This window comes from Neorhizobium sp. DAR64862/K0K3, from assembly GCF_050500185.1.
GTDB lineage: Bacteria > Pseudomonadota > Alphaproteobacteria > Rhizobiales > Rhizobiaceae > Neorhizobium > Neorhizobium soli.
Map to the genome: position 1 here is coordinate 93,421 of NZ_CP191451.1, position 20,130 is coordinate 113,550.

Consider the following 20,130-nt stretch of genomic DNA (forward strand, 5'->3'; position numbering starts at 1 on the left):
ATTGACCCTTCTGCTTTTACGGTTACGTTGGTAAGACACCTTGGGAGGATATCATGAAACTTTATCCGTTTTCACTAGCGCTAGCTCTTTTGACTACCGCCATTCCAGCGTCCGCCGCAGATAGGCAGGTGCGAGACGAGTTCTTTTGGCTTGGTGAAATGAACAAGGCTACCGCTGTAATCAACACGGATGAGGGGCTGCTCGACAAGTCTCTCGCTACGGCGATCGCCGCTGGACTTGCGAAGGTCATAGACGATGGCAACCGACCAAATGCTAAACGCCCTTCCACTGTAATAACTTTCGAACCGTTGCTCGTTAAATCCGCTGGTCCCGAGGCAACTCTGTTACATGCGGGTCGATCCAGCCAGGACATGCACGCGACCTACCGTGCCGCCATACTGCGCGACGATCTTCTTAAACTTGCCGAACAGCTTAACAAGACCTCAGCCACTCTTGGTGCGCTCGCAGGAAAACATGTCGGCACGATTGTGCCGAATTACACAAATGGCGTCGCGGCCCAACCCAATAGTTTTGGCCACTATCTGCTAGGTCATGCTGCCGGTCTTGATCGCGATGCCCAACGGATCCGGGAGACTTATGCGCGTATTGACCGCTCGGCCATGGGTACCACGGTTCTAAACGGAACGAGTTGGCCTCTCAACCGAGAGCGCATGGCGGACTACCTCGGATTTGCAGCGACCGTCGACAATGCTTATGACGCGGGGCAGATCACCTCAACTGAACAGCCTGTAGAAGTTGGCGCCATCGTCACGAGCGTCGCCCTGCATACCGGGCAGTTTATCGAAGACATCATGACACAGTATGCGCAGCCCCGCCCCTGGATCCTCCTGCAGGAGGGCGGCGGCAACACATACGTATCGAGTGCAATGCCGCAGAAGCGCAATCCGGGCTTGCTTAATGCTACCCGTCAGGATGCCTCGACTGCCCTTACTTTGGCAATGGGACCCATCATCCAAGCCCACAACATTACCCCTGGCATGAGCGACGCAAAGGACGTCGACACCAACAGTGCCATGGTAGCGAGTGCTGTGAAGGTGCTTGCGGGATGGAACAAAGTTCTCAGCTCGCTGGTGATCGATCCAGATCGTGCGCTGGAGGAACTTAACAGCGACTGGACTGCTTCCCAGGAACTGGCGGACGTGCTGATGCGAAAATACAAGCTGCCCTTCCGCGTTGGGCATCACTTTGCGTCTGAAGTCGTTGACTTTGCCAAGGCGAAGAACATCAAGCCGCTGGATTTCCCATATGCCGAGGCCCGCCACATTTATGCGGACGCCGTCAAGGAAACCCAATTTGCGCCAGAACTGCCTATGAGCGAGCAGGAGTTTCGCGCGGCACTTGATCCGGTTGCTATTGTCAAGAACCGCGCCTCAGCCGGCGGTCCGCAGGCAAGCGAGATGAAGCGAATGTTGGATCAGGCGAAAGTGACGATTGCTGATCAGGAGGGTTGGATCATGGAGCGCCGGACGAAGATCAGCACGTCACTTGCTAAGCTTGATGCAGATTTTGAAGCATTGAAGGCTGCTAGGTAGGAAGTTTGATGCTGATCCTGTCCACTGGCCGGACCTCAGGTTTCTGGAAACAGATGCTGCCGTCCGTTACAATCCCCGCCACAGGCACAAGTTGGCATGTGAATTAACAAGCCCGGGAACGTCACTTGCTGATCCTTCGCACGATGCCTGCGGCAACGCCAGGAAGATATAGCGCTCCGCCACAGGGTACGTCTGATCCCACCAGTTCGTGAAGCCCTACATAAAGTCGAACAAGACCGACATCATCGATGCTGAGGCAGCCACGCGACCAGCGATGCAAGTCGCGTCCACAGCAAGCAGTACTTGATCATCTGGATAACCCTTTTCTGGAAAGCTTGCGCGCGCGAAACATCCAGCCGGAAGACGTGGATTTTATCCTACATACCCATATCCACTCTGATCATGTCGGCTGGAATACGAAACTGGTCGAGGATCGCTGGATCCCTACGTTCCCGAATGCGCAAGTTGTATGTTCGGATCTTGAGTGGAAATACGGTGCCGCGCTGAACGATGGCGACGACGCCAAAATAGCGGCTTGCCGTGCTGAAGCGGCCCTTGGTGAACCCGTACGTATCCCGGTATCAGGCACTTATCTCGACAGCATAAGACCGCTCGATGGCATGGTTACAGTGCGCCGAATATCAATCAATGGCGACGAAATTCTGCCTGGTATTCGGTTTCTTCCCACTCCTGGCCATAGCATTGGTCACGCATCTATCGAAATCATTTCGGACGGTCGCGCCGCGTTATTTGCGGGAGATGTCTTCCATCATCCGGCAGAGATCTACGAACCAGACCTCGTAAGTGTCTTTTGTGAGTTTCCCGATGCTGCACGAGCTTCGCGCCGCAGATTTATGACGCGAGCCGCAGACAGTAATACAACCGTTTTTACAAGCCACTTTCCTCTTTCTTCGGCGGGACGCATTGTGAAGCAAGACGAAAATTATTCTTGGGAATTTATCTACCCGATCGACCCTTAGACACAAGAACCTAAACGACACCGACGATCCAAGATTATGCTTGCCGACCTCTTTGGTTTTCTCTGCGCAAAGGTCACATGCGCTAGCTCCTTTCAAGCCGGCGTCAATTTGATTTTTAGATCCAGCTGGCTCGTTGGTTACGCCGAGATAGTTCGACGATGGCAGCACATTTCTGAAAGGATGCACCTATGACTGACAATCTGAATTATCACCTCGCTTCCTGCCGTTGTGGGTTTGTGCGTTTGAAAGCCAACGGGCAGCCTCTTACGACCGGAGCCTGTCACTGCGAGGGTTGCCGTCGTATGAGTGCCGGGCCTTATTCGCTCGGCGCGATTTATGCCGATGAAGCTGTCACCATTGTGTCGGGTAAGACATCCCCCATAGGGGCTGATCCATACGCTGGTCACCAAGGGTGCCCACATTGCGCCAGTTGGGTGATCAGCCGGCCGCCCGTACTCGTTGATATGGTTGTGGTCCGCTCGGCGCTTTTTGAGGACGCTGCAGCTTTCGCTCCGTTTGTGGAAACGTTCACTAGCGAAAAGCTTCCATTCGTCAGCTTGATCGCGCCTCACCGTTTTGAACGGTTCCCGAACCCATCAGAATTTCCCACTTTGATGTCAGAATATGCGAAATGGGTACACGCAGTACCTTCGGCCCGCCCTCCCGTCGATTGATTGGGCGAAGCGTTTAATGAACTCGCACGCTCGGCTGTTCTTCAATTCGTTTAATCTAGGACCGTTGCCAATTAGGGCTTCGTAATCAGCAAAGTCTTCGCGGCATTATCGCGGTGAGATTTGCGTCTATATTCGAGCCGATCGGGTCTTCCCGTTAGGTGCAGCGCAACAAGGTGGGTGAATGACCGATCCAATTTCTGAGGATTTGAAGGTCCGTATAAAGGCTCCCTGGGAAGCTGGAGACTTTGGTGCGATCGCGAACAGTGTTGGAGCTCCGATAGCGCGCGACTTTGCTATGAATTTGGAAGCGTCCGTTGCAGCCAAAATTCTTGATGTTGCATGCGGGACTGGTGGTGTAACCATACCCCTCGCTAGGCGCGGCTTTGCTGTCACGGGATTAGATATCTCGCCGAAGCTGCTTTCAGAAGCGCAAGCCCGCGCCGCTTCTGAGGGTCTAGAGATAAGTTTCGACGAAGGCTTGATCGAAGCGCTTCCCTACGGTGACGGTTCATTCAACAAAGTTGTGTCTCTGTTCGGAATAATGTTTTCTCCTCTTCCGGACCAAGCCGTCCATGAAGTTGCACGGGTTCTTAAGCCTGAGGGGGGGATTGTGCTTGGAAACTGGATGGAAGCGGGATTTTCGGGGAAGATGAAAGGGGTGATGAAACCTTACCTCCCTAGACCGAAGGAGGAGAGTGTTTCTCCTGACGCGTGGGGCGAAGCCTCCTACGTCAGAGGAAGGCTGGCCCCGTGGTTCAACGACATCGAAACCGAGGTAGTCGCAGCCCCTTGGCTCATCTCTATGCCCCCAAGGGAGGCCGCGAGATTTTTTATCAAGTGCTCTGGGCAACTCCAGTTGCTGATACCTGCTGTAGGTAACGAGAAAGCCCAAGCGCTATCGCAAGTCATTGAGGAGTTGTTTGTCGTCAACAATAAATCCAACGAACCGCGCTACACCCTTATTGAGAACATGTATTTGCGCGTGAAAGCTTGCCGTAACCGTGCATCCTGAGGCCTGACCTAGATGTTCACCTACCTTTCCGCCGCATTAGCTTCCAAAAGTGCTCGTCAGTTAGCTCCAAACGCTGGTTGAAACCGGTAAACCTACCGTCCTTATCATCAGACCGGTTCGATTGCCGTGCCGATCGCAGGCTTAGTCCTTGAATATCGCTTTAGTAACAACCTCAGTCAGATAGCCGCTTCGCGGAGCGAATGTCGATTGATTACTAATCCAACCGAGCCCTCCCATAAGTGCAAACAAATCGAGCCCATTAACGTCAGGCCGAGCCGACCCCTCAGTTTGGGCACGCTCAAGAAGGCGAGCACCAACTGTTCTGACGCTTGTGCACGCCTCATGCAGCGCTGACTTTTCGTTCGCTATAGCCTCAGCCATTATGTCGACGGTGCCGCTGTATCGTTGGACAAAATGAACGCCGTCACGGAACCAAAGAACGAGCGCTTCGTCAGGAGACGACGATGTCAAGAGTTCAGATGCACTCCGTATTAATACAGCAAGGCTTTGTCGAAGCAATGTTTCGAGGAGAGCTTCGCGAGTTGGGAAATGTCGAAACAGTGTTGCTAGCGAGACGTCGGCTTGCCGTGCAATGTCTCGTAGCGATGCTGTAACCCCCTCTTTGGCGATAACGGCATCTGCGACGGCGAGCAGATGGTCGTAGTTCTTTTTAGCGTCCGCTCTCATGTTCCCTCTTGAAAAAGTACCAGTGGTACGTATTTTAGTTTCAACGATACGTTTGCGGTCTGACTTAATCGTCTTGGTAAGCAGTTCAAGTGCTTGAACAATAAAATGGTTGGGCGGCACAAGACGTAGACTAGCGCTGGATGAACTTCCGCTGTTTCGCCGCCGGTACAACTCGAAGGGAATGAACATGGGAAAGCTCGAAGGTAAGGTTGCAGTTGTAACTGGAGGATCAAGTGGGATGGCGCTTGCCAGTGCCAAGCTATTTGTTGAGGAGGGTGCATACGTTTTCATAACAGGGCGTCGGCAAGATACGCTTGACGAAGCTGTCAAGGCTATCGGTCGCAACGTGACGGGTGTTCAAGGGGACGCCTCCAATTTGGAAGATCTTGACCGGTTGTTCGCAACTGTACAGAGCGAGAAAGGCAGCATCGACGTGTTGTTCGCCAGCGCCGGGGTCGGTGGCGACGCGCGCAAGTTAGGCGAGATCACCGAGAGCGATTTCGATACAATCTTTGGTCTCAACACCCGTGGTACGCTTTTTACCGTTCAGAAGGCCTTACCGCTCTTCAACGACGGAGGTTCAATCCTGATGACAGGCTCAATTGCGTCGGTAAAAGGCTGGCCAGACTACAGTGTATACTCAGCAAGCAAGGCTGCGCTCCGTTCTTTTGCACGCACTTGGCTGAATGAACTGAAGGATCGGCATATTCGGGTCAACGTTCTTAGTCCGGGACAGATTGCGACACCCATTCAGGAAAAAATGTTCGATGAGGAAACGAAACGACAGTTCGAAGCTTTGATCCCTCGCGGAAAGATGGGGCGACCTGAGGAGATCGCGACCGTAGCGTTGTTCCTTGCGTCCGGCGACTCCAGTTACGTTAATGGCATCGAGCTGTCGGTTGATGGGGGGACATCCGCAATATAGGCGTTGCATATCGACCGTCTTATCCTTCCACGTCTTAGCGATGCGACGGTCGATGACGGGTCAGATCCGGGGTGTCTGTTCGCTTCACGCCACTCACCACTGTGCGGTCGCCGGAGATACAGGCTGTTGCTGGCCGAGTTTAACCCTCGAAAGCAGGACATTAGCGCTGTATACCAGGGTCAACAAGCCTCGAAGGACGCTGGAGTTGAGCTCATGTCGCGGTGCGAAGACGGGGTTCTGTTAACGTTCCGGAACCAGTGAAGATCTCTAGTTAACAGCTCGTGTGAATATGGTTGCAACAGCCTGTACTAATAAACGACGGAGCAAAAAGGCATCAGGCCACAATTTTCCACATTAATATTATTGATACCTTAAATACATAAATCATTCATTATCGATAAGATCTAGAGCAGCCAGTAATTAAGAAAAAAATAGTACAGCTCGCCATAAACACTCTGTGGTCATTCATGGTGCAGTGAGGCGAGTTGATGTTCTCTCCGAAATTATACGCAAAGCCTCTTTCAGGAGAACGTTTTACACGGCGTATCGTGATGCCGATGGCTGGAATCCTAATTGTAGCGATGTTTGTCATCTTCGCATTTCTCTTCGTCAGCGCTGATCGGCAGAACAAGTTGGAAGTCGAAGCCTCAACGAAGCTTGCTCAGACGGCTCTTGCCGTGAAAAGCCGCGAGATAGCTAGGAATCTCAAGGATTATGCGGTCTGGGAAGATGCCTACAATAATCTTCATCTGAGGGTGGACACCGAATGGGCGGCCACGGATGGCAATATAGGCGCGAACATCTTCCAAGGCCTTGGATATGAGTTGGCTTTTGCGATCGACCCCGCTGCTCGAACCATCTATGGCGTGATCGATGGGATCCCTCAACAAGTTGACGCCTTCTCTATCATTCCGATTGGACTACGCGAACTGATCGCGCAATCGCAAAGTCAGGCAGAGCCCGTGACGGGTATGCTCAAAACAGGAAACGACGTCCTTATAGTCGCTTCGACCTCCATTCTGCCGCCGTCGCTTGAGCGTGCATCCGTGGACGGCAAGTCTCTGTCTTCGCTTGTGTTTGTAAAAAAGCTCAACGCATCGTTTTTGGATAAGATGGGGCATGACTATCTGCTCTCCGACCTTAAGTTCAACGACCCAGAGCCCGTGGATGCGGAGGCCTCGGTCAAGTTATTTTCGCCCAACGGGAAGTCGCTCGGCGCGATCACTTGGTCTCCTGCCAAGCCGGGTCATAAGCTTCTTCCACTTCTTGCTCCTCCGCTGGGGCTTTGCGTCGTCATTCTCGGTGCATTCTCAATGCTTGTCGTGCGAAACGTGCGCAAATCGACCCAGGCTCTAGAAGAGTCGGCAAAGACCGTTCAGGCCTATGCCTTGACGCTGCAGGAAAGCGAGGCACGTTTCAAAGACGTCGCGGAGGCGTCGTCGGACTGGATCTGGGAATGCGATCCGCAACTACAAATGATGTTCCTGTCGACACGGTTTTCTGACGTGACCGGAATAGCGGCGGCAAATGTTCTCGGTAAGACGCTACCGCAGTTTTTTCAGAGCGATAGCGGCACCGATGGGTGGGCAAGATTGCTGCAGGAGACGACGGACAGACATGCGTTCCGTGATCTGCGATGCCTTTACAAGGATGCCTCGGGTACAACGCGCGTTTGTCGCCTTGCCGGGCGCCCCAGTATCAACAGCCTCGGCAAGTTCGTCGGCTTTCGCGGAACGGCCACCGATATCACCGAGGAGGTTGAGGCACAGGCGCGAGCAAGCCATCTGGCGCAACACGATGCCTTGACCGGACTTCCGAACAGAGTGCTGTTTCGAGAACGACTGAACGCAGCGCTTGCCAGCAACGACAGCAAGCTTTCGCGCGTCGCGGTAATTTGCCTCGACCTCGATCACTTTAAAGAGGTCAACGATACACTCGGACATGGCGCAGGTGATGTACTGCTTCGTCAGCTTTCCCAGAGGCTGGGGGCCTGCGTCCGGCCGACTGACACAGTGGCGCGTCTTGGCGGCGACGAATTTGCAATCATTCAGGTCGGGGTCAATCAGCCATTTGAAGCAGAGAAGCTCTGCCGCAAGTTGATCGAAGTCGTCAGGGCACCGTTCGAAATCGAGGGGCATGAACTGTACGTTGGCGTCAGCCTCGGGATAGCGGTGTGCGACGAGTCAGGAAATGATCCGGAACGCATTCTCAAGAATGCTGATATTGCATTGTATCGTGCGAAACAGGCAGGACGCGCCACTTACAGAATATTCGAGGCGCAGATGGACCTCGAGCTGCAAGATCGGAAAGCGCTAGAGCACGATCTAAGGCAGGCTATCCTTAAGAATCAACTCGAGCTTCATTACCAGCCGCTAATCGATATCGGGAGTAAGGCGGTTGTCGCCGTAGAGGCGCTAATTCGCTGGCGTCACCCGACCCGCGGTGTCGTTTCTCCAGTGGATTTCATTCCACTTGCAGAGGAAACCAACCTGATCGTTGCCATTGGCGAATGGGTGCTGGAGACAGCCTGCCGGCAAGCGCTCGACTGGCCCAATCTACGCGTCGCGGTCAACCTTTCTCCGGTACAGTTCAAAAGCCGCGAACTGATCGAAGTTGTGAAGGACGTGCTTCATCGAACCGGCCTCGAACCCGCCCGTCTTGAATTGGAGATTACAGAAAGCGTACTGATCAACGATGTAAGTTCCGCACTTGCAACGTTGAACGCGTTAAAGGAACTTGGCGTTAAAATTGCCATGGATGATTTTGGCACTGGTTATTCCTCGCTCGGCTACCTCAACTCCTTCCCATTCGACAAGATCAAGATAGACAAATCATTTATCGGTGGCATGAGCGATAAGGATAAATCGGGCGCAATCGTTAAGTCGGTCATCAGTCTTGGCCAAAGTCTGAATATGGTCACAACCGCAGAGGGCGTCGAGACCGCGGAGCAGGCATCGTTCTTACGGGAAGAGGGGTGCGATCAGCTGCAGGGTTATTTCTTCAGCCGGCCGATCACCGCGAGCGAGCTCACCAGCTTCATTGAGGATTGGGATGGCGGACAAAACTACGGCCAATCCCGTTCCAACGTCGCAGCTTAGACAGATCAACAGCAGGGAATGAAGATGACTGCACAGAATATTCGCGCTCTTGAACCGGATGCCACAGATAGGTTTCAACAGGTTCGGCAGCAGATCGAGCTCGCAATACCTAGTATCGACCGGGCACGGCGCGTTGGACCTCCTCTACCTTCATTTGCAAGCGTAGACGAAGTCATTTCGGAAATGCGTCCGACTGAACCGGTCTTCTGCCTCGAGCCCGCCAAAATAAGGGACGCAGCGAAACGGTTTAGCGTCTTTCCCGGCCGTGCACTTTACGCGGTCAAGTGCAATCCGCATCCTTTGGTGCTCGAGACCCTTTATAAAACGGGGATCACCGACTTCGACGTTGCATCTCTTGAAGAGGTTCGTCTGATCGACAGCATTTTAGGGAAGGCTGCCGGCCAGTTCTTCAACAACCCGGCGAAATCTCGGCCTGCCATTCGCACAGCATCATTCGATCACGGAGTGCGTTTCTATACGGCCGACTGCGAAGAGGAGATCGAAAAGATCTTCCAAGAGGCCGACATGAACAGCGACCTGATCGTCGCCGTGCGACTTGCAACGAAGCCGGCGGATGCACGGTATGTTTTGTCGACAAAGTTCGGCGCGCAGCCCGCCGATGCGGCCCGCTTACTTAGAATAATCCAAAAAAGAGGCGTAAAAGCGGGCATCTCCTTTCATGTCGGATCGCAATGCCTTGCTCCTGAGGCATTCGCGGCAGCAGTGATGCTGGCGGGAAAAGTCTCTCGTAGTGCCGATGTTCCCTTGAGCGTACTCAATGTCGGTGGAGGCTTCCCAGCTCCTTATCCTGGCGACCGTGTTCAAGGTGTAGAGAACTATTTCGGGCAGATCGTCCACGCGAAGGCAACCGTAGACTTGCCGCCCGGTTGTATCATCCTCTGCGAGCCGGGACGGGCGCTGGTAGCGGAAGGCGGCACGACGATCGTCCAGGTCGTGGTCAGAAGAGACAAAGCTATTTACATCAACGATGGCGTTTTCGGCACACTACAGGAACTTACCCATCCGAAAGAAACCCGACCGGTTCGCCTGATACGTCACCACGCCCGTCAAGCGTCGCCGGTGACCAGCTTCAAAGTGTTCGGCCCGACCTGCGACTCCAATGATCTGCTCGGCTCAAACTTAGCGTTGCCTGGCGACGTCCAAGAGGGCGACTGGATCGAGATTGGCATGATGGGTGCATACAGTCTTTCGATGCGCACTCATTTCAACGGTTTCTTCGCTGACAAGATCGTCGCTATCGGAGAGTAGAATTGTGATGCCCGCAGGGAAGAAACGTCCGGGGCGTAAATTTGCATCTCTTATCGGAGCTGCGGGTGTTGTGTTGTGGGCCACCGAGACGGTGCTCGTCACAGTCACGACGGCAGTTCCACCGCTGCAAACGGTCGCCTTGGCGTTCATGTTCGCCGCAGCGATGTCGCCGGCTGTGTGGATTGCCACGGGGAGCCATCCCTTAGAAGCGTTCCGGCAACCGTTCAGCGTATGGGCGCTGACCGTCGGCGCGCTAGTTGGATATCACAGCTGTATTTATTACGCGACGCAGCAAGCGCCTCCGGCTGCGGCGGCGCTTCTGCAGTCGACCACACCGTTGATGATCGTCGTTGCATCAGCGTTCCTTCCGGGAGAGCGACTTCGCTGGTGGCATGTCGTTGGGGCGACACTCGGTTTCATTGGGGTCGTTCTATTGATTGATACCGGGAGCGGTGTCGGCAATACCGCATCGGCGATCTTCTACCTCTGCGTGATCGGCGTCGCTGCGGCACTATGGGGTCTCTACTCGGTTTTGACGCGACTGCTGCCGGATGTGCCGTCTTCGGTTCTCGGCCTATTTTACGCAGCCTCTGCCATCGTAACCTTCGCCGCGCATCTCTTACTGGAGGACTGGGTCCAGCCGAACTCGACGGAATGGATGGCGATTGCGGCACTCGGAATATTTCCGATGGGTCTGGCAATCTACTTCTGGGACTTCGGGCTGAAGAAAGGCGATATGCAAGCTCTTGGTGCGTTTTCCTATGTGGAGCCGTTTATCGGCGCCGTCATAGTTGCGGTGTTTACCGGCGTTGCACTTAGTCTGTCTCTACTCTGGTCGGGCCTGCTGGTCGTCACCGGAGCAGTTATTGCCAGCGCCAGTCTCTGGAAGAAAACAGCCGACGCAACCGAACCTGCGGCAGCTTTACCGCAAACCGTTTGGACCTCCGCGGTCTCAAGAATCTCAAGCTACTCTGAGCTCCAGAGCGTGACGAGCCTGGTGTTAGACCGGCTGCTGGTAATGGCCCGCAGCTACGACGATCCACGCCGTCACGACGACGAGATGCGCGAGCTCCTTCAAGCTCTGGATGTTGTCTTGCAGCTGTGGGACGAGCTGGATCAACCTGCCGTTCTCCGATCTGGCGAAATTACTCCACTGCGAACGAAGCAGCGGCAAGGGGATGCAGGGAGTCAGGGGTGGTTGCCTGACATGGCGTTGAACCGCGCCGGGTTTGCCGGAGGCCATTTCGTTTAAGTTATGCGGCCATGGCTGCTTCGTCCAGCACGGCGTAATATCGCTTCTCGGCTTCGGCTGGCGGTATATTCCCAACGTCCGTCCGCATGGCAGCGTGAAGAGCGCGGACGCTTCTGGCAAGCTATTGCCTTGGGGCGGTCAAGTGAGGAAGCTGCGTTGGATGCCGGAGCATCCGCCCCGCTCGGCCCGCGCTGGTTTCGAGAGGCAGGTGGAATGCCGCCAACACATATGGCGCCATGGGCGAAGCCGAGAACAGCCGTTATCTTTCCTTTTCGGAACGCGAGGATATTGCAATGAAGCTTGCCAAAGGCGTCGGCATCCGAGCCATTGCTTGTAAGCTCGGGCGCTCAGCAAGCACAGTCTCACGGGAAATCCGCCGTAATGCTGCTACCCGAAGTGGTCGGCTGGACTACCGACCAAGCACGGCGCAATGGCATGCCGACCGCGCTGCCCGTCGACCGCGCGCATGCAAATTGGCGAGCAATCCGATCCTCCGCCGATATGTTGAGGAGCGTTTGGCTGGTAAAGTCTCCAATGGAGGGGGGCTCGCTTTCGACGGCCCGGTAGTGATGTGGAAGAAGCGGCGAGCGGTTCACCGTCAGAGCCGCAGGTGGTCGACGGCGTGGAGCCCAGAGCAAATCGCGCACCGCCTTAAGATTGACTATCCAGAGAATGAGGCCATGAGGATCAGTCACGAGGCGATTTATCAGTCGCTGTATATCCAGGGGCGCGGAGCGTTGCGCAGGGAGCTTACCGCCTGCTTACGCACCGGCCGAGCGCTGCGTGTGCCACGCGAACGATCACGATCTCGGAACAAGTCCTTCATTGGTGATGCTGTCATGATCAGCGACCGGCCCGCCGAAATCGAGGATCGGGCGGTGCCAGGTCATTGGGAAGGTGACCTTATTCTGGGTCTTGGGAGCTCGGCCATCGGCACCCTTGTCCTCCCCCGCATGGAAGGGCATCAACAGGGTCCACGAGTGAAGAACGGACCCGCGCTCGCGGGACATGGCGCGGAAGCAGTCCGCAAAGCAATTGTTCGCTCGATGGCAAACCTTCCGAAGCAATTGCGTCAATCGCTCACATGGGATCAGGGAGCGGAAATGGCCCAACATCCCGAGCTGCGCATCGACACCGGCTTGGCGGTCTACTTCTGCGATCCGCAGAGCCCATGGCAACGTGGTTCCAACGAGAACACGAATGGTCTATTGCGCCAGTACTTTCCTAAAGGCACGGATCTGAGCCGCCATACGAATGGAGAGCTGGATGCTGTAGCTCACTCTCTAAATACAAGACCGCGCAAAACGCTCGGCTGGAAAACACCTGCTGAAATCCTCGACCAATTCCTGGCGAGGCGGTAGAAAGGACACTGTTGCGACGACCGCTTGAATCTGCCTTGAACACCGCGATCCGAATGATGCACAAGGCCGCCGCCATGCGCAGGACGCCGATCATGAAGTGCCTGCTCCAGCGCATCGAGGACGAAGCTTGCATGTGCTGTCCGGCTCGCCCGCCAGCCGACGATGCGACGAGCAAAGACATCGATGACAAAGGCCACGTAGACGAAGCCCTGCCAAGTAGCGAGTGGAGTAAGAAGCGCAGATGCGCTTCTCCTCCCCGAACCGTACGTGCACCTTTCAGCGCATACGGCTCTCTATTCAAGCTTGGCCCATGGCCATAGCAACTTCATGATAGTTCGATGTGACGGTACTGCGGTTCTCGATCCGGAAGATGTATGGGTTCTCCTCCGGATTGCGCCACCGGAACTGCGCCTTGGGGCTTGAGACAAGCCGTTTCAACACTTTTCCGACGGGGTCACCGCGTTCATTCCGACCAAACACGAGCCAGGTTTTCGCCTTGCCCGGTTCTGGGGCCCTGAACCATTTCCGCATCAGGGGTTTGATGTGGGATCGGTATTTGTGCCCCAGCCAATGCGCCATTTTCCAGAACACGACATGATCGATGCGCCGGAAGACGTACGCCGTGAAGTCGGTGAACTTGTAGAACGCCGCCCATCCCACCAATTGGCGGTTCAGGCCAGCGATCATGTCGACCGCACTGACACTATGATTGCCGGAAAGGGTTTCGGTAAGTCTGCGAACAAACCCCTTTGCCTTTTCCTTGGGTATCGTCGTGACGATGGACATCCGTCCATGTGCCCCACGCTTGCGGATGATCCGGTGCCCCAGAAAGACGAAGCCGTCATTGACGTGTGTGACATGGGTCTTCTCCATGTTCAGCGTCAACTTCAACTCGCATTCCAGAAACGCCCGGCATTCCTCGCGGATTTCCTCTGCATGAGCCCTGGTTCCTTTTACGATCACGACGAAGTCGTCAGCGTATCGGCAATAGGCAACAGCCGGTTTCCATTGCCGGTTCTCGCGAGCCGTGATGGGGCGGCCCTGCTTGATGCCGAAGTTCCATGCCCATCGGTCCTTGCGGGCCTTGTCGCTCAAATATTTCGCTTCCAGCCACATATCAAACTCGTGAAAGCATGATGTTGGACAGGAGCGGTGACAGAACGCCACCTTGCGGAACACCCTCGCTGGAGGCTGTAAACAGGCCACGGTCGATGTGGCCTGCCTTCAGGAACCGTTGGAGAAGATCGACGAACCGTCCGTCCTGCACCCGTCGCCGCACGCATCTCAGAAGCAGTCGGTGATGGACCGTGTCGAAGTAGCTGGCCAGATCACCTTCGATGATCCAGCGGCCCCTCGTCGTGTCGGCTCCATCCTGAAGCTGTATCCTTACGGTGCGGACGGCATGATGCACGCTCCGTTCCGGCCGGAAGCCATAGGATAAACGATGGAAATCGCTCTCCCAGATCGGCTCCATGGCCATCAGCATGGCGCGTTGAACGATGCGATCCGTCAGGGTCGGAATACCCAGTGGTCGTAGCTTGCCGTTTGATTTCGGGATATAGATGCGCCTGACCGGCTGGGGGCGATAACTCTCCTCCAACAGGCTTGCTCGCAGGTCGTCCAGATGCTGATCCAGTTTGACCTGCAGTCGTTGCTTATCCATTCCGTCTATACCCGGCGTTCGTGCGCCACTTGACGCAAGAACCATCCGAGCGGCCTCGGCAAGCCATTCCCGGTTGGCAATCAGCCGAAGAAGCCGATCAAACCTTCGGTTTGGATCGCTCTCGGCCCATGTTGCGAGCTTGTGCTGCATTTCGCTGATTATCAAAGGTCTTCACCTCGTTTGGTCAGATAGTTTGCACTTCAAGCAGTTTGAACTGTTCCCCTTCGCCATGTGGCAGGCTTTCCCTGCCGCGGACTACTACGAGAACTCCGCCAACATGATGGACATCAGGGTCAACTCCCTTGCGACGCAATACTTCGTTGTCATTCCATCATGCCTTCCCTCGTTCATATGCTGGACGTCGGCGTATTGGTGAGGCTGCCGGTCGCAGTCTTTTCCCTTGCGTTCCGCAAGTCGATGCCGATGCCATGGTCTGGCTGCATTCTCCCCATGACCCACCGCGAGCATCCTTACGTCTGCGCTCGCGTTCGGATGCACGCCGACATACGTGTCCGGCGACATCATCAGCATTCCGCCTGTTAAGCCGTGTAGGCGAAGGCGACATTCCAGCCCTCAGATGCGGGTTAACCGGTTCGTGTTCCTCAACCTTCCAATACTTCAGCCTCGGGAACCATCTTGGCGTAACGACTTCGCCTCAATCCCCTTTACCTGCGGGCTACGTCACCCTGCCAGTTGACGGCAGGTCACCGCCGCTTGGGCTCATGTCCCCTCGCAGCAGGGGACAGGCAAATCTTCACATCCTCCTTTCTCTTTGCATTCCAGTCATATGCCTCCCCGTTTGGGGCGAGGCGCACTGTAGGTGATGTCCGTGACCCACGCCTTGTCCGGAGCAGCAACGTCGAATTGACGGTCCAGAGTGTTGTCGATGACAATGGAAGGCCTGCCGCCATAAACTCCGGGACGGCGCTTGTAGCCGATCTGAGCCTTTATCCCGGCAATCCGCGTCAGACGCGCAACCCGGTTGGGGCAGCATGTCTCGCCGTGATCGAGCAGGTCGTCATGAAGCTTGCGATACCCGTAGACCCTGCCGCTCTCTTCCCAAGCCGTCTGGAGCAGATCAATCTGCCGCTTGTCCTCACAGGCACGCTTGCTCAAGGGCATCCGGAGCCAGGCATAAAACCCGCTGGAATGGATGCGGACCGACGCCCCCTAGAGCCCATCGGCAATATACCGCCAGCCGAAGCAGAGGATCAGTATTAGCCAAGCTGGACGGGCTGCGTATCCTAAACAAAATGGCCTCTGGCGAACCCCGGTGCGGTTCATTCTACGTATATTCGCGCATTGTTGTATCGGTTAGGACCTGCGAAGGTTAGGCACTGACTGATGGAGGCAGGCGTGGCTAATTTCGAACAGCTTGTAACATCCGTTGTAGCGACGCTTAGGGAAGTTACGCCTCGCGACAGTGTGGAGTTGGGAGTAATTCACGGCTTTTGCCTCGATGCTGCCGAAGAAAAAGCCCCGAACCTTATCACATTTCTAAGTAGAGTCGAAGGACTTCAGGCGTTGTCAGCGCAACTTTCTCGGCTCCCTGATTTTTTACAGCCGGTTGGAGTGGAAGGAGCGACTTGGCTATTCGTACAGAAGAGCACACCCTGAAGTAAACTACGTGTCCGTCTGCCGAATTTACAGTCGGACCCTGGCCGTACGTCAGGTGAGGCGACGCTGTGATTCCATTTTGGTCACTTTATTTTTCGCTTTCTATGCTTCTAAGCGGCAAGCTGAGATCCTTCATCTTGCGTGTTTCCACGGCATGTGTTCATCGAGATAGTTGCTGGGCCAGCCGATCGCCATGCGATCGAGGGTCGGGTGAGCCATGCCTGCGGATCGACGTTGTCCATCTTCGCCGTCTGAAGGAGTGTTTTCCGAGCTGATATGGTATTCATCCTAGATAGATTGGCGGTTTGCTACAGCTTGTTTTAGCGTCCTGTTCCTCAGTTGGGCCTTTTGAACAGGCCCCCTGCATGTCACTGCGTAAACTTAGTAGAATCCGCAATCATCGTCACCGCACCTGGATAAGTGGGCGACTTGTCCCCACCCGAGCGGCTGAGCCGTTATCAAGCAGCTTCTTTGGACTGCCCTTCTAAGAACCGTCTCATTGACGCAGCATCGATCGGACGGCTGATAAGATAGCCTTGGATTTGATTGCACTGCTCCGCAATAGTAAAGGCCCGTTGCTCATCTGTCTCAACACCTTCAACAGTCACAGACATATGCAGTTTTGAGGCAAGGGTCGTGATGGCTTGGATGATGGCGACACACTCCGGGTCGCGTGGAGCATGTCGAATGAAGGACTGATCGATCTTGATTTTGCTGAAGGGGAATCGACGGAGGTAGTTCAACGAGGAGTACCCTGTTCCAAAATCATCCATTGAAATTCGGATGCCTATTGCTCGCAGCGTCTGGAGTGTATCGAACGCTAAGGCTTCGTCCTGCATGAGAGCGCTTTCCGTGATCTCAAACTCAAGCCGACAGGCAGGCAAACCGCTTTCCTCTAATGCCGACAGGACGGTTAACGGGAGGGACGTATCGCGAAGCTGAACAGCCGACAGGTTGACGGCGACAGAGATATCGGGATGCCACGTTGAAGCTTCGAGGCATGCGGCGCGTAATATCCACGTTCCGATCGAACCTATGAGGCCGATCTCTTCAGCAAGCGGAATAAACTCAGCAGGCGGGACCATACCGCGTGTCGGATGACGCCAACGCGCCAGTGCTTCTGCACCTTGGACTTTGCCTGTTCTCGGATCCACTTGTGGTTGGTAGTGAACTTCGAACTCGTCCCGAGCCAATGCGCGGCGCAGGTCGAGCTCCAGCAGCCGGCGGTTCTCGGCGGTTGCGCTCATGCTTTCTTCGTAAAAACGGTATGTGTTGCCCCCGGAGTGTTTTGCGGCGTAGAGCGCCAGATCTGCATGTCGCGTCACGTCGGAAGGGTCGCCGCCGTCGCCAAGAAACAGCGCAATCCCGATGCTGCCTGCAATATAGATAATGGCTCCATCAATGATGAATGGTTCGCTGAGAGCGTCGATGATGTCTCTCGCAATTAGAGCCACGGAACCATCATCATCAAGAATTAGCGCAAATTCATCCCCGCCAAGCCTGGCGAATAAGGAGACATTCGCTCCGAGCGCCGATAGCCTTTTGGAAACCCTCACGAGGAGGTCATCGCCGACCATGTGACCAAGCGTGTCATTTACTGTTTTGAACCGATCCAGGTCGAGAAGGCACAGCGCAAACCCCGCTCCGGCCTTGGCCGCTTCTTTGCAACGAGACGCCAAAGCCTCGTTGAACTGGAGCCTGTTGGGAAGACCAGTTAAAGTGTCGGAGTAGGCAAGCGATCGGATCTTCTGTTCGTTGCGGATCCGCTCACTTTGGTCGCGCACCGCTATCACGGTCTGCTGCCGGCTTCCCACACTGACTAACTTCCATAGGACGCGAACCGGGATCAACTGTCCTGATGTTGTCAGCAGTTCGGCATCTTCTTCTTCGTGCTCTGGAATCGCGCTTATATTGACGTTTGGAAGGATAGTAACCAGAGCCTTATTCGCTAAATTGCCGCTCGTGCAGCCTGCCAATCGCGCTAGACTGGCGTTCACCGCGTCGATCGTCTCTCCGTCGCAGATCGCCAGGCCTTCCACAGCTAGATCAGCGAGTTGACGAAGCTTCTTGCGATCACGTGACAGTTGGGCCTTCGCCGCTATAGCAAGACGGACGCCAAGAAGAGCGAGCAGCACAAGTCCTGCACTGACTGTCGCGACAATCGGCGCAACAATTTCGGGTGATAGGGCGGATGATGGCAGTTCGACCTGCGGGTCGAACTCAAGCTGCAGTGCAGCCATGCCGAAGAAGTGAAGGATGCTGATACCTGCGATCAGTAGCAAGCTCGCACAGTTTCGAACCGACGGGCTGCGCTCGCCAGCTGTAACCAGCGCCGCGCCAAAGAGTGGTAGGGACAGGAAGAGGGACCAAACAACCAGGCCGTAGTTCCAAGTTACGCGACCGGTCACAAGGTAAGCATACTGGCCGAGATAGTGGAGGAGGGCGATGCTCATGCCGAGGAAGACGCCGGCCGACAGTCGCCGCCGGCGGCTGCGTGATCCTATGACACTTCCGACAGACAGACCTATGCCTACAACTGTCAATGCGAGGGAGAGCGCGGTTAAAACTGGGTCAAATCCTGATAGCATTCCAGGTCGAAACGCAAGCAAGCCGATCATGTGGGTTGACCAGGCTGTGCAACCGGCTGCCATAATGGCTATCAGGGCCCACTTTCGTTTTTCGCTTTCGTCTGCGCGTGCTGCGTGACGTGCTACGGCAAAGGATGCGTAAACGCCGACAAGACAGACAAGACCAGCTAACTGAAGTAAGGACTGATCATGTGCTTCGCGCAAACAGTTATAAACGTACTGCATTTGGGGCCCTCAAATGGGGCCAACCTACGGTTCGCGACTTAATATTCGGAGTCGTCTGTCAGTTTCGTTAGATGTTCCACGAGACGCAGTTAATCAATCATACTTTGGTCATTGACCGATGGTCGGCTCGCGAGCTCCGTGAGAACAGTAATTTCACTATCATCGCTGAGGTCTCACCGTTCCAAGCCCATAGGCTTCAAACGTCAGCATCCGGACTAGTCGGCGGACGAGAATGTCAACGAGGCAACATGCTTGGCCTACGATTCTATGTTGGCAATCACGTTCCTATCCATACGGAAAGCAGACCTGATGGCATATCAACCTTGTCACTTATCTATCGCTCGTAGAAGGCAAGGACGAGATCGAACGGCACAGAAGGTCTTAGCATGATTGGAAGGGAATACCGAGGCAAAGTTTGCGGTCGAGTTCGATACGGAAACGAGCAGGCAGGTAGCCGAGACAGCGGCAACAACGGTGCGCGCAGTTAAGCATCCTCTACGAGGGTCTGCAGCAAATGAGGAAGCATCATGCCATGAACTGCAGGTCGATGACAAAGCCGCCGAACTTTTAAAGAGCACGATCGTTTGAGTTTTTTCTTGATTCCAAGAGAATGATATAGATGGTCCCCGAAAGCCGAAACGCTCGACAGAATAAACAGCCGACCCGTTGCCTTCTGTTGGCGTTTTTGATGGTAGTGCTCAATGTCGCGCGTACAATTGCTGATTCATCGTTCGACATGGTTCTTCTAGCAGGCGAGCATGTTAAACTTCAGAGACTCGTTTGCTCGCAAATACGAGCCGGCTGATAAAGTGGATTTACGTGCTCTCAGGATCATGCTTGATAACGCAGCGTCAAAAGGGGAATTGCATTTCAGCTTTTCCGAGGAATAAGACGGAGTTTTTTATGCCCCGCCGCGGTTGGGAAGAAATGTTGAAATGCGACGTTTGCGGGCACAGAGGATGGGTGAAGCTGTGTAAAGAAAGCGACCAGTCTGCTCGTATTGACGATAAAATCTATGTCGCGGGAATGCCTGACGGGTTAAAGGACGCTGGCGGCAACAGACGCTTTCATTGTATCGATCACCTCGCTGCTAAGGTGTAGCGTTGCCAATTTGTACCACGGCAGCTTGGGTGATGGGGTCGACTTTGGCCGATATGCGCGTAGGCTTAAAGTATCGGCCGCAACCGAAGAGGGCGACTGAGAGTCATACGTGCTCCCGCCTGCGT

10 protein-coding genes and 5 pseudogenes are annotated in these 20,130 nt (G+C 54.8%); 9 read left to right on the forward strand and 6 right to left on the reverse strand.

What is annotated here, in order from left to right:
* Window positions 1-53: 53 nt before the first annotated feature.
* The 4 genes from ACQY1L_RS24025 to ACQY1L_RS24040 all read left to right on the forward strand — a co-directional run bounded on the left by ACQY1L_RS24025 (window position 54) and on the right by ACQY1L_RS24040 (window position 4,219).
* Complete coding sequence (locus ACQY1L_RS24025) at window positions 54-1,553, forward strand: lyase family protein (RefSeq protein WP_070147332.1); 1,500 nt, start codon at window positions 54-56, stop codon at window positions 1,551-1,553.
* Window positions 1,554-1,801: 248 nt separating this feature from the next.
* Window positions 1,802-2,533 (forward strand): MBL fold metallo-hydrolase, encoded by a 732-nt coding sequence (locus ACQY1L_RS24030; RefSeq protein WP_430246102.1) that lies wholly within the window; start codon window positions 1,802-1,804, stop codon window positions 2,531-2,533.
* Window positions 2,534-2,721: 188 nt separating this feature from the next.
* Window positions 2,722-3,207 (forward strand): GFA family protein, encoded by a 486-nt coding sequence (locus ACQY1L_RS24035; protein WP_430246100.1) that lies wholly within the window; start codon window positions 2,722-2,724, stop codon window positions 3,205-3,207.
* A 181-nt stretch (window positions 3,208-3,388) separates the two neighbouring features.
* Window positions 3,389-4,219, forward strand: coding sequence for a class I SAM-dependent methyltransferase (locus tag ACQY1L_RS24040; protein WP_430246098.1), 831 nt, complete (start codon window positions 3,389-3,391; stop codon window positions 4,217-4,219).
* A 141-nt stretch (window positions 4,220-4,360) separates the two neighbouring features.
* On the opposite strand, the gene ACQY1L_RS24045 is transcribed toward ACQY1L_RS24040, so the two are convergent.
* Entirely contained in the window at window positions 4,361-5,095 is a 735-nt protein-coding gene (locus ACQY1L_RS24045) for a TetR/AcrR family transcriptional regulator (RefSeq protein WP_430246096.1), read from the reverse strand.
* Here ACQY1L_RS24045 and ACQY1L_RS24050 point away from each other — a divergent pair.
* The 5 genes and pseudogenes from ACQY1L_RS24050 to ACQY1L_RS24070 all read left to right on the forward strand — a co-directional run bounded on the left by ACQY1L_RS24050 (window position 5,094) and on the right by ACQY1L_RS24070 (window position 12,839).
* Window positions 5,094-5,831 carry an SDR family NAD(P)-dependent oxidoreductase gene (locus ACQY1L_RS24050; protein WP_430246094.1) on the forward strand — a complete coding sequence of 246 codons (738 nt, stop codon included), beginning with the start codon at window positions 5,094-5,096 and terminating at the stop codon, window positions 5,829-5,831. The two genes, ACQY1L_RS24045 and ACQY1L_RS24050, sit on opposite strands and share 2 nt — an antisense overlap.
* Before the next feature lie 488 nt (window positions 5,832-6,319).
* On the forward strand, window positions 6,320-8,929 hold the full coding sequence (locus tag ACQY1L_RS24055) for a bifunctional diguanylate cyclase/phosphodiesterase (protein WP_430246091.1): 2,610 nt from the start codon (window positions 6,320-6,322) through the stop codon (window positions 8,927-8,929).
* A 24-nt stretch (window positions 8,930-8,953) separates the two neighbouring features.
* Window positions 8,954-10,198 (forward strand): type III PLP-dependent enzyme, encoded by a 1,245-nt coding sequence (locus tag ACQY1L_RS24060; RefSeq protein ID WP_430246089.1) that lies wholly within the window; start codon window positions 8,954-8,956, stop codon window positions 10,196-10,198.
* A gap of 7 nt (window positions 10,199-10,205) precedes the next feature.
* Window positions 10,206-11,450: a DMT family transporter gene (locus tag ACQY1L_RS24065; RefSeq protein WP_430246376.1), complete on the forward strand. Its 1,245-nt coding sequence runs from the start codon at window positions 10,206-10,208 to the stop codon at window positions 11,448-11,450.
* A 57-nt stretch (window positions 11,451-11,507) separates the two neighbouring features.
* Window positions 11,508-12,839, forward strand: a pseudogene (locus tag ACQY1L_RS24070) (IS30 family transposase).
* A gap of 7 nt (window positions 12,840-12,846) precedes the next feature.
* Here ACQY1L_RS24070 and ACQY1L_RS24075 read toward each other — a convergent pair.
* The 5 genes and pseudogenes from ACQY1L_RS24075 to ACQY1L_RS24095 all read right to left on the reverse strand — a co-directional run.
* Window positions 12,847-13,041: pseudogene (locus tag ACQY1L_RS24075) on the reverse strand (DDE-type integrase/transposase/recombinase); the annotation flags it as partial.
* Between the two features lie 67 nt (window positions 13,042-13,108).
* Window positions 13,109-14,639, reverse strand: a pseudogene (gene ltrA, locus ACQY1L_RS24080) (group II intron reverse transcriptase/maturase).
* A gap of 651 nt (window positions 14,640-15,290) precedes the next feature.
* Window positions 15,291-15,635 (reverse strand): annotated as a pseudogene (locus ACQY1L_RS24085) (IS3 family transposase); the annotation flags it as partial.
* 588 nt (window positions 15,636-16,223) lie between these two features.
* Window positions 16,224-16,354 (reverse strand): annotated as a pseudogene (locus tag ACQY1L_RS24090) (transposase domain-containing protein); the annotation flags it as partial.
* Window positions 16,355-16,549: 195 nt separating this feature from the next.
* Entirely contained in the window at window positions 16,550-18,904 is a 2,355-nt protein-coding gene (locus tag ACQY1L_RS24095; protein WP_430246374.1) for a bifunctional diguanylate cyclase/phosphodiesterase, read from the reverse strand.
* Window positions 18,905-20,130: the final 1,226 nt, after the last annotated feature.